Annotated in this window: 13 protein-coding genes; 6 read left to right on the top strand and 7 right to left on the bottom strand. The window is 69.8% G+C overall.

Translation table 11 applies throughout. The annotated features are described in order from the left end of the window. The first annotated feature begins 206 nt into the window (after window positions 1-206). The gene (locus tag ACZ7LU_RS29315; protein WP_398307242.1) at window positions 207-386 is read left to right on the top strand and encodes a hypothetical protein; all 180 of its coding nucleotides are present in this window, start codon (window positions 207-209) and stop codon (window positions 384-386) included. Window positions 387-507: 121 nt separating this feature from the next. On the opposite strand, the gene dnaE is transcribed toward ACZ7LU_RS29315, so the two are convergent. Next, window positions 508-4,050 carry a DNA polymerase III subunit alpha gene (dnaE, locus tag ACZ7LU_RS29310; RefSeq protein ID WP_398307240.1) on the bottom strand — a complete coding sequence of 1,181 codons (3,543 nt, stop codon included), beginning with the start codon at window positions 4,048-4,050 and terminating at the stop codon, window positions 508-510. A gap of 241 nt (window positions 4,051-4,291) precedes the next feature. Between dnaE and ACZ7LU_RS29305 the strand changes: the two genes are divergently transcribed. From ACZ7LU_RS29305 to ACZ7LU_RS29290, 4 genes are all read left to right on the top strand, one after another. After that, window positions 4,292-5,620 carry a DUF2252 domain-containing protein gene (locus tag ACZ7LU_RS29305; protein WP_471918461.1) on the top strand — a complete coding sequence of 443 codons (1,329 nt, stop codon included), beginning with the start codon at window positions 4,292-4,294 and terminating at the stop codon, window positions 5,618-5,620. A gap of 75 nt (window positions 5,621-5,695) precedes the next feature. Next, window positions 5,696-6,379, top strand: coding sequence for a hypothetical protein (locus tag ACZ7LU_RS29300; protein ID WP_398307797.1), 684 nt, complete (start codon window positions 5,696-5,698; stop codon window positions 6,377-6,379). A gap of 43 nt (window positions 6,380-6,422) precedes the next feature. Continuing rightward, a complete protein-coding gene (locus ACZ7LU_RS29295) occupies window positions 6,423-7,223 on the top strand; it encodes a DsbA family protein (RefSeq protein WP_398307236.1) in 801 nt (266 codons plus the stop codon). A gap of 182 nt (window positions 7,224-7,405) precedes the next feature. Beyond that, entirely contained in the window at window positions 7,406-8,995 is a 1,590-nt protein-coding gene (locus tag ACZ7LU_RS29290) for an alkaline phosphatase D family protein (RefSeq protein ID WP_471918604.1), read from the top strand. A gap of 16 nt (window positions 8,996-9,011) precedes the next feature. Here the strand turns inward: ACZ7LU_RS29290 and ACZ7LU_RS29285 are convergent, their stop codons facing one another. Then, on the bottom strand, window positions 9,012-9,581 hold the full coding sequence (locus ACZ7LU_RS29285; RefSeq protein WP_398307232.1) for a dienelactone hydrolase family protein: 570 nt from the start codon (window positions 9,579-9,581) through the stop codon (window positions 9,012-9,014). A gap of 68 nt (window positions 9,582-9,649) precedes the next feature. On the opposite strand from ACZ7LU_RS29285, the gene ACZ7LU_RS29280 reads away from it, so the two are divergent. After that, complete coding sequence (locus ACZ7LU_RS29280; RefSeq protein ID WP_398307230.1) at window positions 9,650-10,741, top strand: mechanosensitive ion channel family protein; 1,092 nt, start codon at window positions 9,650-9,652, stop codon at window positions 10,739-10,741. Between the two features lie 16 nt (window positions 10,742-10,757). On the opposite strand, the gene ACZ7LU_RS29275 is transcribed toward ACZ7LU_RS29280, so the two are convergent. The 5 genes from ACZ7LU_RS29275 to ACZ7LU_RS29255 all read right to left on the bottom strand — a co-directional run bounded on the left by ACZ7LU_RS29275 (window position 10,758) and on the right by ACZ7LU_RS29255 (window position 15,595). After that, window positions 10,758-12,344, bottom strand: a complete 1,587-nt coding sequence (locus ACZ7LU_RS29275) for a Na+/H+ antiporter (protein ID WP_398307228.1) — start codon at window positions 12,342-12,344, stop codon at window positions 10,758-10,760. Between the two features lie 87 nt (window positions 12,345-12,431). Further along, window positions 12,432-12,902 (bottom strand): GNAT family N-acetyltransferase, encoded by a 471-nt coding sequence (locus tag ACZ7LU_RS29270; RefSeq protein ID WP_468310994.1) that lies wholly within the window; start codon window positions 12,900-12,902, stop codon window positions 12,432-12,434. Continuing rightward, window positions 12,899-13,840, bottom strand: a complete 942-nt coding sequence (locus tag ACZ7LU_RS29265; RefSeq protein WP_365356524.1) for an RluA family pseudouridine synthase — start codon at window positions 13,838-13,840, stop codon at window positions 12,899-12,901. The genes ACZ7LU_RS29270 and ACZ7LU_RS29265 overlap by 4 nt, the downstream gene beginning before the upstream one ends. 69 nt (window positions 13,841-13,909) lie before the next feature. Next, window positions 13,910-14,539 carry a signal peptidase II gene (lspA, locus tag ACZ7LU_RS29260; protein ID WP_398307222.1) on the bottom strand — a complete coding sequence of 210 codons (630 nt, stop codon included), beginning with the start codon at window positions 14,537-14,539 and terminating at the stop codon, window positions 13,910-13,912. A gap of 78 nt (window positions 14,540-14,617) precedes the next feature. Next, window positions 14,618-15,595 carry a TraR/DksA family transcriptional regulator gene (locus ACZ7LU_RS29255; RefSeq protein ID WP_471918460.1) on the bottom strand — a complete coding sequence of 326 codons (978 nt, stop codon included), beginning with the start codon at window positions 15,593-15,595 and terminating at the stop codon, window positions 14,618-14,620. Window positions 15,596-15,934: the final 339 nt, after the last annotated feature.

Raw genomic sequence — 15,934 nt, 5'->3', positions numbered from 1 at the left:
TGCGGGTCCGCGTCGGGTTCACCTTCGAGTCTGCCCGACCCGGCGGAGGTTAACGGCCGGAACTCGATCTTCGGCGTGGCGCATCCGCGGATCGCCCTCCCACAGGCCTTATTACGCACGGTAATTCTCCGAAATGCGCTCTTGGTTGCGGTATGTGAATCTGATCGCGTCCTGGCCCCCAGATCCCCTTCAGGAGGAAGATCACCATGGCCAAGAACAAGAATCGCAAGCAGGGCGGCGACCAGAACCGCGCCTCGCAGGCCGAGCAGGCGCAGGAGCAGGCCAAGACGGCCGCCACCGATGCCCAGTCGGCGATGCAGTCGCAGGCTCAGGGCAGCCCTGCCGATGTTGCCCGTAAACACCAGCGTCGCTTCGGCCACAACTGACACACATCCAGGCACACATGAGGGGCGCACCCGGTCTCCCGGGTGCGCCCCTCAGTCGTGGGTCGGCTCAGTCGTGCGTCGGCTCAGTCGTGGGTCGGCGGCCTCTCGGCCGCAGGCCGGGTCAGCCCGCCAGGCAGGACGGGCCGAGCAGCACCTTCAGGTCGCCGAAGAGCGCCGGGTCCGGCTTGACGCGGTGCCGGTCGAGCCGGAGCACGGTGGTCTTCTGCGCCCCCTGGAGCTTGATCCGCACCTCGCTGTTGCCCCGGTGGTGGCTGAGGACCTCGCCGAGGCGCTGGACCATGGGCGGGCTGACCTTGACGGTCGGGATGGTGATGATCACGGGCGCGTTGGTCCCGGCGTTCGACAGGTCGGGGACCTGGAGCTCCATCGCGACGAGCCGCGGCACGTCCTCGCGCTTGTCGAGGCGGCCCTTGACGAAGACCACCGCGTCCTCGACGAGTTGCGTCGACACCAGCTGGTACGTCGCGGGGAAGAACATGCACTCGATGGAGCCCGCGAGGTCCTCGACGGTGGCGATGGCCCAGGCGTTGCCCTGCTTGGTCATCTTGCGCTGCAGGCCCGAGATGATGCCGCCGATGGTGACGACGGACCCGTCGGAGAAGTCACCGCCGGTGAGCTGTCCGATGCCCGCGTCCGCCTTGTCGGAGAGGACGTGCTCCAGGCCGAAGAGCGGGTGGTCGGAGACGTACAGACCGAGCATCTCCCGCTCCTGGGCGAGGAGGTAGGTCTTCTCCCACTCGTCCTCGGAGAACTCCACGTCGAGCCCGAAGCCGGGCTCGTCGCCGCCGGACTCGTCGCCCATGCCTCCGAAGAGGTCGAACTGGCCCTCGGCCTCCTTCCGCTTCACCGCGACCACGTTGTCGATCATCGGCTCGTACTGCGCGGTGAGGCCCTTGCGGGTGTGGCCCATGGTGTCGAAGGCGCCCGCCTTGATGAGCGATTCCGTGGTGCGCTTGTTGCAGGCGGCGGCCTCGACCTTGTCCAGGTAGTCCGGGAAGGAGGTGAACTTCCCCTTCGCCTTGCGCGAGCGGATGATCGACTCCACCACGTTCGTACCGACGTTGCGGACGGCCTCGAGGCCGAAGAGGATCACGTCGTCGCCCTGGGCGGCGAAGTTGTGCACGGACTCGTTCACGTTCGGCGGGAGGACCTTGATGCCCATGCGGCGGCACTCGTTGAGATAGACGGCCGACTTGTCCTTGTCGTCCTTCACCGAGGTGAGGAGCGCGGCCATGTACTCGGCCGGGTGGTTCGCCTTCAGGTAGGCGGTCCAGTAGGTGACGAGGCCGTACGCGGAGGAGTGCGCCTTGTTGAAGGCGTAGCCGGCGAAGGGGACCAGGACGTCCCACAGGGCCTGGATGGCCTCGTCCGAATAGCCGTTCTTCCGGGCGCCTGCCTGGAAGAGGACGAAGTTCTTCTCCAGCTCCTCGGGCTTCTTCTTGCCCATCACGCGGCGCAGGATGTCGGCTTCGCCGAGGCTGTAGCCCGCGACGATCTGGGCGGCCTTCTGCACCTGCTCCTGGTACACGATGAGGCCGTAGGTGAGGCCGAGCGTCTCCTTCAGGGGCTCTTCGAGCTCCGGGTGGATCGGCGTGATCTCCTGGCGGCCGTTCTTGCGCTCGGCGTAGTTCGTGTGCGAGTTCATGCCCATCGGGCCCGGCCGGTACAGGGCCGAGACGGCGGAAATGTCCTCGAAGTTGTCGGGCTGCATCTGGCGCAGCAGCGAGCGCATCGGGCCGCCGTCGAACTGGAAGACGCCGAGCGTGTCACCGCGGCAGAGCAGTTCGAAGGTCTTCGGGTCGTCGAGCGGGAGGGAGAGCATCTCCAGGTCGATGCCCTTGTTGGCGCGCACCATCTTGACGGCGTCGTCCATGATGGTGAGGTTGCGCAGGCCCAGGAAGTCCATCTTGAGCAGGCCGAGCGACTCGCACTGGGGGTAGTCCCACTGCGTGATGGTCACGCCGTCGGTGTGCCGGGTCCAGAGCGGGGCGTGGTCGACGATCGGCTCGCTGGACATGATCACGCCGGCCGCGTGCACACCCATCTGCCGGACCAGGCCCTCGACGCCCTTCGCGGTGTCGATGACCTTCTTCACGTCCGGTTCGTTCTCGTACATCCCCCGGATCTCGCCCGCCTCGCTGTAGCGCGGGTGCGAGGGGTTGGTGATGCCGTCGAGGTCGATGCCCTTGCCGAGGACGTCGGCGGGCATCGCCTTGGTGAGGCGGTCACCCATCGCGTACGGATATCCGAGCACGCGCGCGGAGTCCTTGATGGCGTTCTTCGCCTTGATCTTTCCGTACGTGCCGATCATGGCGACCTTGTCGGCGCCGTACTTCTCGGTCACGTACCTGATCACCTCGACGCGCCTGCGCTCGTCGAAGTCGATGTCGACATCGGGCATGGAGACGCGCTCGGGGTTGAGGAACCGCTCGAAGATCAGTCCGTGCGTGATCGGGTCGAGGTCGGTGATGCCCATGGCGTACGCGACGATCGAGCCGGCCGCGGAGCCTCGGCCGGGGCCGACCGCGATGCCGTTGTTCTTGGCCCACATGATGAAGTCGGCGACCACGAGGAAGTACCCGGGGAACCCCATCTGGATGATGATGTCCATCTCGTACTCGGCCTGCTTCTGCCGGTCCTCGGGGACACCGCCCGGATAGCGGCGCTCCATGCCGCGGCGGACCTCCTCCTGGAACCAGGTGACCTCGGTGAAGCCCTCCGGGATGTCGAACTTCGGCATCAGGTCGCGCTTCTCGAACATCCCCGTGGTGTCGATCTGCTCGGCGACCAGGAGCGTGTTGCGGCAGCCCTCCTGCCAGGCGTCGGACGAGTCGATGGCGTACATCTCGTCGGTCGACTTCAGGTAGTAACCGGTGCCGTCGAAGCGGAAGCGGTCCGGGTCCGAGAGGTTCTTGCCGGTCTGGATGCAGAGCAGGGCGTCGTGGGCGGTCGACTCGTGCGCGTAGGTGTAGTGCGAGTCGTTCGTCACCAGGGGCGGGATGCCGAGCTTCTTGCCGATCTCGAGGAGGCCGTCGCGGACCCGGCGCTCGATCTCGATGCCGTGGTCCATCAGCTCCAGGAAGTACCGGTCCTTGCCGAAGATCTCCTGGTACTCCGCCGCCGACTTCAGCGCCTCGTCGAACTGGCCGAGCCGCAGTCGCGTCTGGAGCTCACCCGAGGGACATCCGGTGGAGGCGATCAGCCCCTCGGACCACTGGGAGATCGTCTCCTTGTCCATGCGCGGCCACTTCTGGAGCCAGCCTTCCGCGTAGGCGTCCGAGGAGAGCCGGAAGAGGTTGTGCAGACCGGTCTTGTTCGCCGCCCAGATCGTTTTGTGCGTGTAACCACCCGAACCGGACACGTCGTCGCGCTTCTGGTGGGGCTGGCCCCACTGGATCTTCCGCTTGTTCCTGCGCGACTCCGGCGCCACGTACGCCTCGATGCCGATGATCGGCGTCACGCCCGCCTTCTGCGCCGAGTGGAAGAAGTCGTACGCCCCGTGGAGGTTGCCGTGGTCGGACATCGCGATATGGGTCATGCCCATCTCGTTGCACGCGTTGAACATGTCCTTCAGCCGCGCGGCACCGTCGAGCAGCGAGTACTGAGTGTGCACGTGCAGGTGCGTGAAGGGCGGCTTTGTCACGACGGGAGGCCTCCGGAGAACGCTGGGGAACAGGCTGCGGACAGTCTGGGGGGTCAGCGTGGAAGTCTAATCCGGGGCGCTGACAGTCGGCGGGCACTCGGGAGTACGGTCGAGCGTTGGAAGGGGCGGACCATCCGTCCCACGGGCGGATCGTCCGCCCCACCGGCGGGCCCGTCCGCCCCAGGGGCGGCCCATCCGCCCCCCATGTCACGCATCACCCTGTACCAGGAGGCACCCAGCGATGTCGGTCCCGCAGCCCAGCGCTGAGCAGCGCGGCGAGCAGATCCTCGCCGTCTTCGACACCGCGTTCGGCGAGCTGCTCGCCGCGGACCCCGCCGCGTTCCGGGTGAAGTTCCGGAAGATGGCCTCCTCCGCCTTCGCGTTCTACCGCGGCACGGCCTGCCTGTTCTACGCCGACCTGGAGCGCGAGCAGCACGGCGGGCCCTATCTGGACGACCGCACGGGCCGGGTGTGGATCCACGGCGACCTGCACGCGGAGAACTTCGGCACGTACATGGACTCCCAGGGCCGCCTGATCTTCAACGTGAACGACTTCGACGAGGCGTACGTCGGCCCCTTCACCTGGGACCTGAAGCGCTTCGCCGCCTCCGTCGCCCTGATCGGGTACACGAAGGCGCTCAGCGACGAGCAGATCACCGACCTCGTGCGGACCTACGCCGCGGCGTACCGCGAGCGCGTCCACGACCTCGCGACGGGCGCCAAGAGCGACGAGGTGCCGCCCTTCACGCTGGACACCGCCCAGGGCGCCCTCCTGGACGCGCTGCGCGACGCCCGCTCCCTGACCCGCTTCGGACTGCTCGACTCGATGACGGAGATCCGCGACTTCGAGCGCCGCTTCGCGCCGGGCGGCGGCTCCATCGAGCTCGACGCGGCCACGCGCTACAAGGTCCTCGCCGCGTTCGACGGCTATCTGGAGACCCTCCCGGAGTCCTCCCTCACCCGCCCCGATTCGTACCGCGTGAAGGACGTCGTCGGCCGCCGCGGCATCGGCATAGGCTCCGCCGGCCTGCCCTCGTACAACATCCTCCTGGAGGGCAACAGCGACGCCCTGGAGAACGACGTCGTGATCTACCTCAAGCAGGCCCAGACCCCCGCCGTCTCCCGCCACATCACGGACCCCGCGGTCCGTGACTACTTCCAGCACGAGGGGCACCGCACCGTCATCTCGCAGCGCGCCCTCCAGGCGCACGCCGACCCGTGGCTCGGCTGGACCGAGCTGGACGGCGCGGGACAGCTCGTCGCCGAGGTCTCGCCGTACGCCGTGGACCTGGACTGGTCGGACATCGACGACCTGGAGGAGATCTCCGCGGTCGTCGCCGACCTGGGCCGCGCCACCGCCACGATGCACGCCGCGGCGGACGACGAGAGCGGGCACTCGGACCTGGTGCCGTTCTCCACGGAGCGCGCCATCGACGCCGCCATCGCGGCCGACGAGGACGGCTTCGCCGACCTGCTCGTGGACTTCGCGCACAGCTACGGCGCACGCGCGCGTGCGGACCACCAGATCTTCGTCGACCTGTTCCGCAACGGCCGCATTCCGGGCCTGTAGGCGCACGGAGGCCCGAGGGGCTCATAGGCACCCTTTATGGGCCTCCCACAGGAACACATGGCACACTCCTCCGCGATGGACATATCCGGGACCCAGCTCAGAGCCGTGCGCGCGGCGCTGTTCACGGCATTCGTCGTGACGCTCTCCGCCGCGTCGCACGTGCTGCTGTCCCGTGTCCCCCTGCCGCTGACCACCGTCGCGGCGATCGCCGCCCCCGTCTTCCTCATCGCGTACGCGATGGCGGGGCGCGAGCGGGGATACGGACGGATCGCGACCCTGCTGATCCCTCTCGAACTGGCCGCCGACACGGTGTTCACCGCGGGCCAGCACGTCTGTTACGGCGAGGCGGGCGGTCCCGTCGCGGGTCCGCTGCGCTCCGTCGGCTTCGACGTGCTGTGCGGCGGGGCGCCCGTGGGATCGCCCCTGGCCCGGATGACGGCGGACGGGCACGGCGCCGCCGTGCTGCTGGCCGACGTGGACCCGGCCGCCGCCTGGCTGCTGCTCGGCGCGCACGTCGGCGTGGGCCTCCTCGCGGCGGCCTGGCTACGGCGCGGCGAGCGGGCGCTGGCCCAGCTGCTCCGCGCGGTCGCCGCCGCGACCTTCCGGCCCCTGCTGATCGCGGTCGCCGCGGTCACCACCTTCCGCACGCCGGTCCGCCGCGCCCCGCGCCCCGCGCGCCGGGTGCGGGCGGCGCGCACGCGGCTGCTCGTGCACTTCGTGGGGCGGCGTGGACCGCCGTGCTCGGCCGTCTTCGCCTGAGCACAGCACCCCCACGCAGTTCACCCACACGGAGAAAAAGATCATGAGCAAGCGCAACAGCCAGGCCGCCAAGTCCGCCGCCCGCGAGCGGATCCGCGCCCAGCAGGAAGCCGAGCGCAAGCGGGAGAAGCGGAAGCGTGCCGTCATCGTCGGCGTCTCGATCGTCGGCGTCCTCGCGATCGCGGGCGGCGTCGGCTACGCCGTCATGCAGTCCAACAAGCCCGGTTACTGGGAAGAGGCCAAGGACAAGAAGGTCGTCAAGCCCGCGAACACCTCGGGCGAGGACGGCACCACGGTCACGATCGGCAAGTCGGACACGAAGAACACGGTCCACCTGTACGAGGACCCGCGCTGCCCCGGCTGCGCGGCCATGGAGCAGTCCATCGGCTCCGCGATCGACAAGGGCATGAAGGACGGCGACTACAAGCTGAACTTCACCATCGGGACGTTCCTCGACAACAACCTCTCGGGCGAAGGGTCGAAGAACGCCCTCAGCGCGCTCGGCGCCGCGCTGAACGTCAGCCCCGAGGCGTTCCTGGAGTACAAGACCGCCCTGTTCTCGACCAAGTACCACCCGACGGAATCCACCGACGAGTTCGCGAAGGACGAGTACCTCATCAAGGTGGCGAACACCGTGGACGCCCTCAAGGACAACAAGAAGTTCAAGAGCGCCGTCGAGAAGGGGACCTTCGACCCCTGGGCCCTCAAGATGAGCGACTCCTTCCAGTCGGCCGAGGGCGTGCAGTCCACCCCGACCATCAAGATCAACGGCAAGGTGGTCGAGACGCCGAAGACCCCCGACGCCTGGAAGGCCGCCCTGAAGAAGGCGGGCGTCACGAAGTAGCCGGCTGAACAGTACTCAAGAGGGGGGCGAACTTGACGAGTTCGCCCCCCTCTCGCGATTACCGATCAGTATCGTGATCGTCCGTGACCAGTCGAAACGATCTTCAGTCGTCGCTCAACTCCCCGGCGTTCAGCACCCCTGCGCCCCACTCCTCCGCCCCGAGCCGCCGTACCGTCGTCAAGGTGGCGGCCGCCGGCGCCGCGCTCGCCGCGCCGCTCGCCTCCATACCCGCGCACGCCGCAGAAAGACCCGCCTTCCACCACGGAGTGGCCTCCGGGGACCCGTTGCCCGACGGCGTCCTGCTCTGGACCCGCGTGACCCCCACGCCGGACGCCGTACCGGGGTCCGGCAAAGGCCCCGACACAGAAGTGGTGTGGGAGGTCGCGGAGGACAAGGGGTTCACCCAGGTCGTGGCGCACGGCAGCACCACCGCGCGGGTCGCGGCCGACCACACGGTCAAGGCCGATGTAAGGGGCCTGCGCCAGGCGACCACGTATTACTTCCGCTTCTCCGTAGGAGACGTCCGCTCCCCCGTGGGGCGTACCCGCACCACCCCAGCGCACGACGCCTCCGCGCACGGCGTCCGCTTCGGTGTGGTGTCCTGCGCCAACTGGGAGGCGGGCCACTTCTCCGCCTACCGCCACCTCGCGGCCCGCACCGACCTCGACGCGGTCCTCCACCTCGGGGACTACATATACGAGTACAAGAGCGGCGAGTACCCGTCCCCCGAGCACGTCGTCCGACCGCACGAGCCGAGGCACGAGATCCAGACGCTCGCCGACTACCGCACCCGGCACGGCGTCCACAAGACCGACCCCGACGCGCAGGCGATGCACGCGGCGCACCCCGTCATCGCGATCTGGGACGACCACGAGTTCGCCGACAACGCCTGGTCGGGCGGGGCCGTGAACCACTCCCCGGAGACCGAGGGCGGCTGGGCGGGGCGCATGGCCGCGGCCAAGCAGGCCTACTTCGAGTGGATGCCCGTGCGCCCCTCCACCGAAGGCACCGTCTACCGCCGCGTCCGCTTCGGGAAGCTCGCGGATCTGCACCTGCTCGACCTGCGGTCCTTCCGCTCCGAGCAGGCGGGCTTCGGCAGCGGCGCGGTCGACGACCCGGACCGCACGCTCACCGGTCGCGCCCAGCTCGACTGGCTCAAGTCGGGCCTGGCGTCCTCGGAGGCGGCCTGGAAACTGGTCGGGACCTCGGTGATGATCTCGCCGGTCGCCTTCGGCTCGCTGCCCGCCCATCTCCTGGAGCCGCTGGCGGAGCTGCTCGGCCTCCCCAAGGAGGGCCTGGCCATCAACGCCGACCAGTGGGACGGCTACACGGACGACCGCAAGGAGCTCATCGCCCACCTGCGCGACCGGAACATCCGGAACACCGTCTTCCTGACCGGCGACATCCACATGGCCTGGGCGAACGACGTACCGGTCAAGGCGGCCACGTACCCGCTCTCACCGTCCGCCGCCACGGAGTTCGTGGTCACCTCGGTGAGCTCCGACAACATCGACGACATGCTGGGCGTCGCCCCGCACACCGTCTCCCTCGTGGCCGCGGGCGCGCTCAAGGCCGCCAACCGCCATGTGAAGTGGCTGGACATGGACTCGCACGGCTACGGAGTCCTCGACGTCACCGCCGAGCGTTCGCAGATGGACTACTACGTCGTCTCGGACCGGACCGATCCCGGGGCGACCTCGTCCTGGACCCGTTCGTACCGCACGCGCAGCGGCACGCAGAAGGTGGAGCGGGTGCACGCCCCCGTCCGCTGAACCGAGCGGCCACGGACTAGAGCGTCTCCAGGAAGCCCAGCGCCGTGCGCCACGTCGCCTCCGCGGCCTCGGCGTCGTAGTCGTCGAGGTCCGGGTCGGTGTAGAGGTGCCCCGCGCCCGCGTAGCGGTAGATCTCCACATCGGCCCCGGCCCGGCCCATCCTGAGGTACCAGGCGCTCAGCCAGTCGTCGGACTCGAAGGGGTCGGGCTCGGCGACGTGCAGCTGCACGGGCAGCTCGTCGACGGACGCGTTCTCCGCGAGGTCGGACGTGCCGTGCAGGAGCAGCAGGCCGCGCGCCTTCTCGTCGCCGAGGGCGAGGGTCTGCGCGGTCGCGGCGCCGAGCGAGAAGCCCGCGTACACGAGCCCGCGCTCGGAGTAGGGCGCGGCGGCGAGGATCGCCCGCTTCAGGATCTCGTCCTTGCCGAGCTCGTTCTGAAAGGCCCTGCCTTCCTCGACGTCGTCGAAGACGCGGCCCTCGAAGAGGTCGGGGGTCCACACCTCGTGTCCGGCGCCGCGCAGCCGGTCGGCCGCCGCGTGCACCGCCGGCCGCAGGCCGTACGTCGAATGGAAAAGCACGATGTTCATGGAGCCATCGTGCCATCCGCCAGGGCCCCCTCCCCGCCCAGGCACTCCATGCCCCTACTCTCGGAGGCATGGAGAACGTACTGCGTCCGTTGATCGTGATCGGCGGCTCGGTCGTGCTCACAGTGCTGGTCGGCTGGCTGGTCGACTTCGCTATGCGCCGGGCCGACGAACGGCATCACGAGACCCCGCTGTGGGGTCTGCTGCGCCGCTGCCGCGTCCCCTTCCACGTCGTCCTGTGCGCCGCCCTGCTGAGAGGCACCTACGGCCATGCCGAGCTCGCCAAGGACCACTCGGCGGCCATCGGGCGGATCCTGTCCCTCGTGCTCATCGGCTCCACGGCCTGGCTGGTCGTGCGGATCGCCGCGGCGATAGTCGAGTCCACGTACGCGCGCTACGCCGCGGTCCACCGCGACCCGGCCCGGGTCCGCAGGGTCCGTACGCAGGTGACGCTCATCCAGCGGGTCGTCACCGCGATCGTCGCCGTGGTGGCGACCGCCGCGATGCTCCTGACCTTCCCCGCCATGCAGGCCGCCGGCACCTCCCTGCTGGCCTCCGCGGGCATCCTCGGCATCGTCGCCGGTGTCGCCGCCCAGTCCACCCTCGGCAACCTCTTCGCGGGCCTGCAGATCGCCTTCGGCGACATGGTGCGCATCGGGGACACCGTCGTGGTGGAGGGCGAGTGGGGCACCGTGGAGGAGATCACCCTGACGTTCCTCGCGGTGCGCACCTGGGACGAGCGCCGGATCACCATGCCCGTGTCGTACTTCACCTCGCGGCCCTTCGAGAACTGGTCGCGGGGCGGCGCGCAGATGACCGGCACGGTCTTCTTCCACCTGGACCACTCGGCGCCGGTCCACAAGATGCGCGCGAAGCTCCAGGACATCCTGCGGGACTGCGCGGCGTGGGACGGCCGGGACTGGGGGCTCGCCGTCACGGACACGACGCCGAGCACCATGCAGGTCCGCGCCCTGGTCACCGCGAAGGACGCGGACGACATCTGGACCGTGCGGGTCATGGTGCGCGAACAGCTCATCCAGTGGCTCACCGAGCACCATCCGTACGCGCTGCCGCGGATCAACACGGCCCCCGCGGAGCCGACCCCGAACGGCCACCGCCCGCTCCACCTCGCGCCGAAGTCCCCGCGCACCGGCCGCGGCTAGAGCCGCGCACAGGCTGTCAGCGCAGGCTGCGTACGTCGAGGTGGTGCAGGACCCGGTCGACGACCTCCGGGTCGGCTCCGGCCTCGCTGCGCGCGGCGAGCACTTCGTGGCGGGCGGCCGACATCATCTCGCGCTGGATGCGCTGGACGGCCTTCAGCCGGTCGACGCGCTTGGCGTACCGCTCGCGCCGCTCGTCGTCGAGCAGGTCGGGGCTGATCCTGGTGCCGATGTCGAGGGCGCCCCGCTGGAGCCGCTCGCTGACGTCGTCGGGGAGCTCCTCGACCTCCTGGATCTCCTTGAGGCGGCGCTTGGCGGCCTTGGCGGCGCGGAGCGCGAGCGTGCGCTCCAGCTCGCGCTCCGCGTCGGCGTCGGCGCGCACCCCGAGCTTCCGCACCAGCCAGGGCAGGGTGAGCCCCTGCACGACGAGGGTCGCCATGATGACGCAGAACGCGAGGAAGATGATCTCGTCGCGGGCGGGGAACGGGCTCCCGTCGTCCGTCTTGAGCGGAATGGCGAGCGCCAGCGCGACGGACGCCACGCCCCGCATCCCCGACCACCACATGACGACGGTCTCCCGCCACGTGGTCGGGATCTCCTCGTCGACGTCGCGCCGCTTGTGCAGCCGCTTGGCCAGCCAGGTCGCGGGCAGCAGCCACAGCAGTCGTACGCCGACGACGACCGCGACGACCGCCGCGCCCCAGCCGAACATGTGCCACTCGCGGTCGTTCGCGATGCCGAAGACGTTGTGCAGTTCGAGGCCGATGAGCCCGAAGGCGATGCCGGTGACCAGGGTGTCGACGATCTGCCAGAAGGTCTGCCCAGTGATGCGTCCGAGCACGTCGTCGGCGTCGACGGCGTTCTCGGCGAGGTAGAGCGCGGTGGTGAGGACGGCGAGCACGCCGGAGCCGAGCAGCTCCTCGGCGAGGACGTAGCTGACGAACGGCACGAGGAGCGTCAGGCCGGTCTGCAGGGTGGCGTCACCGAGCAGCCCCATGAGCTTGTTGGTGAGCCAGCCGAGCACGAGGCCGACGGCGATGGCGACCACGGCCGAGAGCACCAGGAGCCCCACGGCGGAGGGCCAGGAGAAGGTGCCGCTCACCGCCGCCGCGATCGCCACGTGGTAGAGCACGATCGCCGTGACGTCGTTGAAGAGCCCCTCGCCCTCCAGGATCGACACGAGCCTGCGCGGCAGCCCGAGCGACCCGGCGACCGCGGTCGCGGCCACGGGGTCGGGCGGCGCGACGAGCGCCCCGAGCGCCACGGCCGCCGCGATCGGCAGCCCCGGCACGATGGAGTTGGCCATCGCGGCGACGGCCGCCGTCGTCACGAACACGAGCGCCACGGCGAGCAGGAAGATCGGCCGGATGTTGGCCGTGAACTGCCGCCAGGACGTGCGCTGCACGGAGGCGTAGAGCAGCGGCGGGAGCACCAGCGGAAGGATGTAGTCCGGCGGGATCTCGACGTTGGGCACGAACGGCAGCAGGGCCATGCCGATCCCCACCAGCGTCATGAGAACGGGCGCCGGCAGCCCGAGCCGGTCCCCCAGGGGCACGGTGAGCACAGCACCGAGCAGCAAGATGAGCACCAGTGCCAGTTGATCCACGGGTGTGCCCTCCGGCGGTCGAGGCTTGGACGATCAAGACCTCAACCCTGCCACGCATTCCCCGCCAACCGGACCAATGCCCCGCGGCTAGCGGGTCAGCGACTTGCGCATCGCCCGGTGCGGGATGCCCGCGTCCGGGAATTCCGGTCCGTACGCCTCGTACCCCAGGCGTTCGTAGAAACCCAGGGCGTGCGTCTGTGCGTGCAGGTCCACGGCTGTCAGGCCACGCGCGCGTGCCGCGTCCTCGATGGCCGCGACCAGCGATGCCCCCACGCCGAGCCCGCGCGCGGACCGCGTCACGGCGAGCCGGCCGAGCGCGCCCACTCCGGCCTCGCCGCCGTTCTTCGCCGCGGCGGCGGCCCCGGTCAGGAGCCGTCCCGTGCCGAGCGGCACGCCGTCCTCGCGCACGGCCAGGACGTGCACCGCGTCGGCGTCGTACGCGTCGTACTCGAGCTCTTCGGGCACCTGCTGCTCGGCCACGAAGACGTCCTTGCGGACCGCGAAGCAGGCCTCCAGGTCGTCCGCGTCCCGGGCGACCCGGACCGTCACACCGGTCACGCGCTCTCCGCCCGCACCCGGTCCAGCGCCAGCTGGAGGTCGTCGGGATAGCCGCTCTCGTACTCCACCCACTGGCCGTCGCCCGGGTGCTCGAAGCCGAGCCGGACCGCGTGCAGCCACTGGCGCGTGAGGCCGAGGCGCTTGCCGAGCGTGGGGTCCGCGCCGTACGTCAGGTCGCCCACGCAGGGGTGCCGGTGGGCCGACATGTGGACGCGGATCTGGTGCGTGCGGCCGGTCTCCAGCTTGATGTCGAGCAGGGAGGCCGCGCGGAACGCCTCGATGAGGTCGTAGTGCGTGACGGAGGGCTTGCCCTCGGCGGTGACCGCCCACTTGTAGTCGTGGTTCGGGTGGCGGCCGATGGGGGCGTCGATGGTGCCGCTCATCGGGTCGGGGTGGCCCTGCACGAGCGCGTTGTACCGCTTGTCGACCGTGCGCTCCTTGAACTGGCGCTTCAGCGAGGTGTACGCACGCTCCGACTTGGCGACGACCATCAGGCCCGACGTGCCGACGTCCAGGCGGTGCACGATGCCCTGGCGCTCGGCGGCGCCGGAGGTCGAGATGCGGTAACCGGCCGCCGCGAGACCGCCGATCACGGTCGTCCCCGTCCAGCCCGGGCTCGGGTGCGCGGCCACGCCGACCGGCTTGACGATCACGACGATGTCGTCGTCGTCATGCACGATCTCCATGCCCTCGACGGGCTCGGCGACGATCTGCACCGGAGCGGGTGCCTGCGGCATCTCCACTTCCAGCCAGGCGCCGCCGTGCACCCGCTCGGACTTGCCGACCACCGAGCCGTCGACCGAGACCTTCCCCGCCGCGGCGAGCTCGGCGGCCTTCGTACGGGAGAACCCGAACATGCGCGAGATGGCGGCGTCGACGCGCTCGCCCTCCAGGCCGTCCGGCACGGGCAGGGTACGGATCTCGGGAATCGTGCTCACCCATTGAGTATGCAGGAGCGCACCGACACTCCCGCACCACAGGGCACCCGGGGGCGCTCCGGCGGGGCCTCAGTCCTTGTGGACGGTGCCGTCCGGGTCGAGGCCGCGGAAGGACAGCAGCACGATCAGGATGCCGCCGCAGACGATCGCCGAGTCCGCGAGGTTGAAGACCGCGAAGCCCTTCGGGGCGATGAAGTCGACGACCGCGCCCTCGAAGACGCCGGGCGAGCGGAAGAGGCGGTCGGTGAGGTTGCCGAGCGCGCCGCCGAGCAGCAGGCCGAGCGCGATCGCCCACGGCAGGCTGTACAGCTTGCGGGCGAGCCGGGCGATCACCACGATGACCGCCGCGGCGATGCAGGTGAAGATCACGGTGAAGGCCTCGCCGAAGCCGAAGGCCGCGCCCGCGTTCCGGATGGCGGAGAGGCGCAGCCAGTCGCCGATCAGCTCGATCGAGTCGTGGTGCTCCAGCTTCGCCACCACGATCATCTTGCTGATCAGGTCCAGGGCGTACGCGACGACGGCCACCGTGAACAGCACGGCGATCTTGCGCTTGCCCCTGCCGCCGGTCCCGGCCTCGTCCCGCTGCCCGTCCCGACCGCCCGCCGCCGTCTCGTCGGAGTCCGAACCGGAGTGCTCCGACTCGTCCCCGGCCGCCTCAGGGATGTCCGGCGTACCGATGATGCGCTCCGCCTCTGCCACGTGAGTCCCTCAACCTAGGTACCTGACTGGGGACGAGGGTACGGCACACGCGTACGGTTCCCGGAGCCCAGGCCGCGCTCAGGAGCGCCGCTCCTGCTTCTGCTTGCACTCCACGCAGAGCGTCGCGCGGGGGAAGGCCTGCATCCGCGCCTTGCCGATGGCGTTGCCGCAGTTCTCGCAGAGGCCGTACGTCCCCGCGTCGAGGCGTTCCAGGGCGCGCTCGGTCTGCTCCAGCATCTCGCGCGCGTTGGCGGCCAGCGACATCTCGTGCTCCCGCGTGATGTTCTTCGTGCCGGTGTCCGCCTCGTCGTCGCCCGCCCCGTCACCGGAGTCCCGCATCAGCCCCGCCAGGGCGTCCTCGGAGGACGCGATCTCGCTGCGCAGCCGCAGCGACTCGCTCTGGAGCTCCGTGCGGGCCTCCGCGACCTCCGCCGGAGTCCAGGGATCCTCGCCAGGCCGCACCGCGAGCTCGCCGGGCCCCACCGCGGCGGCCCGCGCCTTCGGCACCGCCTGGGGCGCCGCCGTGGGCTGCTTCGCCGCTGTCGCCGTGCCCGGAGTCTTCTTCGCAACCACCGTCGTGGCTCCCGTCGTCTCCGCGGCCTCAGCCGCACCTTCGGCCGCGGATGCGGCCGTTCCGTTGTCCGTGCCCTGCTGAGCCGTGCTCTTCTTGGCGGTCTTCTTGGCCGTGGTCTTCTTCGCCGTGGTCTTCTTTGCTGCGATCTTCTTGGCCGCGCTCTTCTTGGGGGAGCTTTCTGCCGGGTCGTGCTCCTTGGCAGCGCTCTCAGCGTCCGCCTCGGCACCCGCCTCCTGGGCTTCCCCTTCCTTGACCGGGCCCGGAGCCTTCTTGGCCGTGGCCTTCTTCGCCGGAGCCTTCTTGGCCGGCTCCCCCATCACCGCCCTCTTCGCCACCGCCTTCTTCGCGGCGACCTTCTTCGCCACCGCCTTCTTCACCGCGGCCTTCTTCCCCGTCACCGTCCCTTCGGCGTCGGACGCCGCCCCCGCGTCGGTGGATCTGCCGGACGCCGACTGCTGTACGGCGGTCTTCTTCGCCACCATGGCCGCGGCCCCTTCACATATTGTGATCTTGCTCGCGAATCGTGCTGGGACGATAAATCGACTCCAGGCCCGCGGCAACGGGGCACGCCGCCCGATTCGCCCGCCCCACGGGTGCCGCACGGCGAGTCTGCATGCGTTGTGCCCAACTCCCCGGCGGGTAATCCGCCGGTGGACGCCCGCCCGGATCCGCCCGCCCCGCATGTCGCCATTCGGGTCAGTCGTCCCCTCCTTCCCCACCCGTCCCAGGGCTCCCGGAAAACCGGTCGGCCACCGCTCACCGGGCGCCGTACACTGGGCGGCAGCGAGAAGCGTGGATGGGGACGAGTAGCGGCGTACGCA

It is taken from the genome of Streptomyces sp. NPDC039462 (genome assembly GCF_055639375.1).
The sequence above is the reverse complement of the archived record's forward strand: the minus strand, read 5'-3'. Positions and strand labels throughout refer to the sequence as shown.

Excerpts from the sequence above, each read along its gene's own strand:
- ACZ7LU_RS29315 (WP_398307242.1), top strand. The coding sequence starts at position 207 with ATGGCCAAGAACAAGAATCGCAAGCAGGGCGGCGACCAGAACCGCGCC.
- ACZ7LU_RS29305 (WP_471918461.1), top strand. The coding sequence starts at position 4,292 with ATGTCGGTCCCGCAGCCCAGCGCTGAGCAGCGCGGCGAGCAGATCCTC.
- ACZ7LU_RS29300 (WP_398307797.1), top strand. The coding sequence starts at position 5,696 with ATGGACATATCCGGGACCCAGCTCAGAGCCGTGCGCGCGGCGCTGTTC.
- ACZ7LU_RS29295 (WP_398307236.1), top strand. The coding sequence starts at position 6,423 with ATGAGCAAGCGCAACAGCCAGGCCGCCAAGTCCGCCGCCCGCGAGCGG.
- ACZ7LU_RS29285 (WP_398307232.1), bottom strand. The coding sequence starts at position 9,581 with ATGAACATCGTGCTTTTCCATTCGACGTACGGCCTGCGGCCGGCGGTG.
- ACZ7LU_RS29280 (WP_398307230.1), top strand. The coding sequence starts at position 9,650 with ATGGAGAACGTACTGCGTCCGTTGATCGTGATCGGCGGCTCGGTCGTG.
- ACZ7LU_RS29255 (WP_471918460.1), bottom strand. The coding sequence starts at position 15,595 with ATGGTGGCGAAGAAGACCGCCGTACAGCAGTCGGCGTCCGGCAGATCC.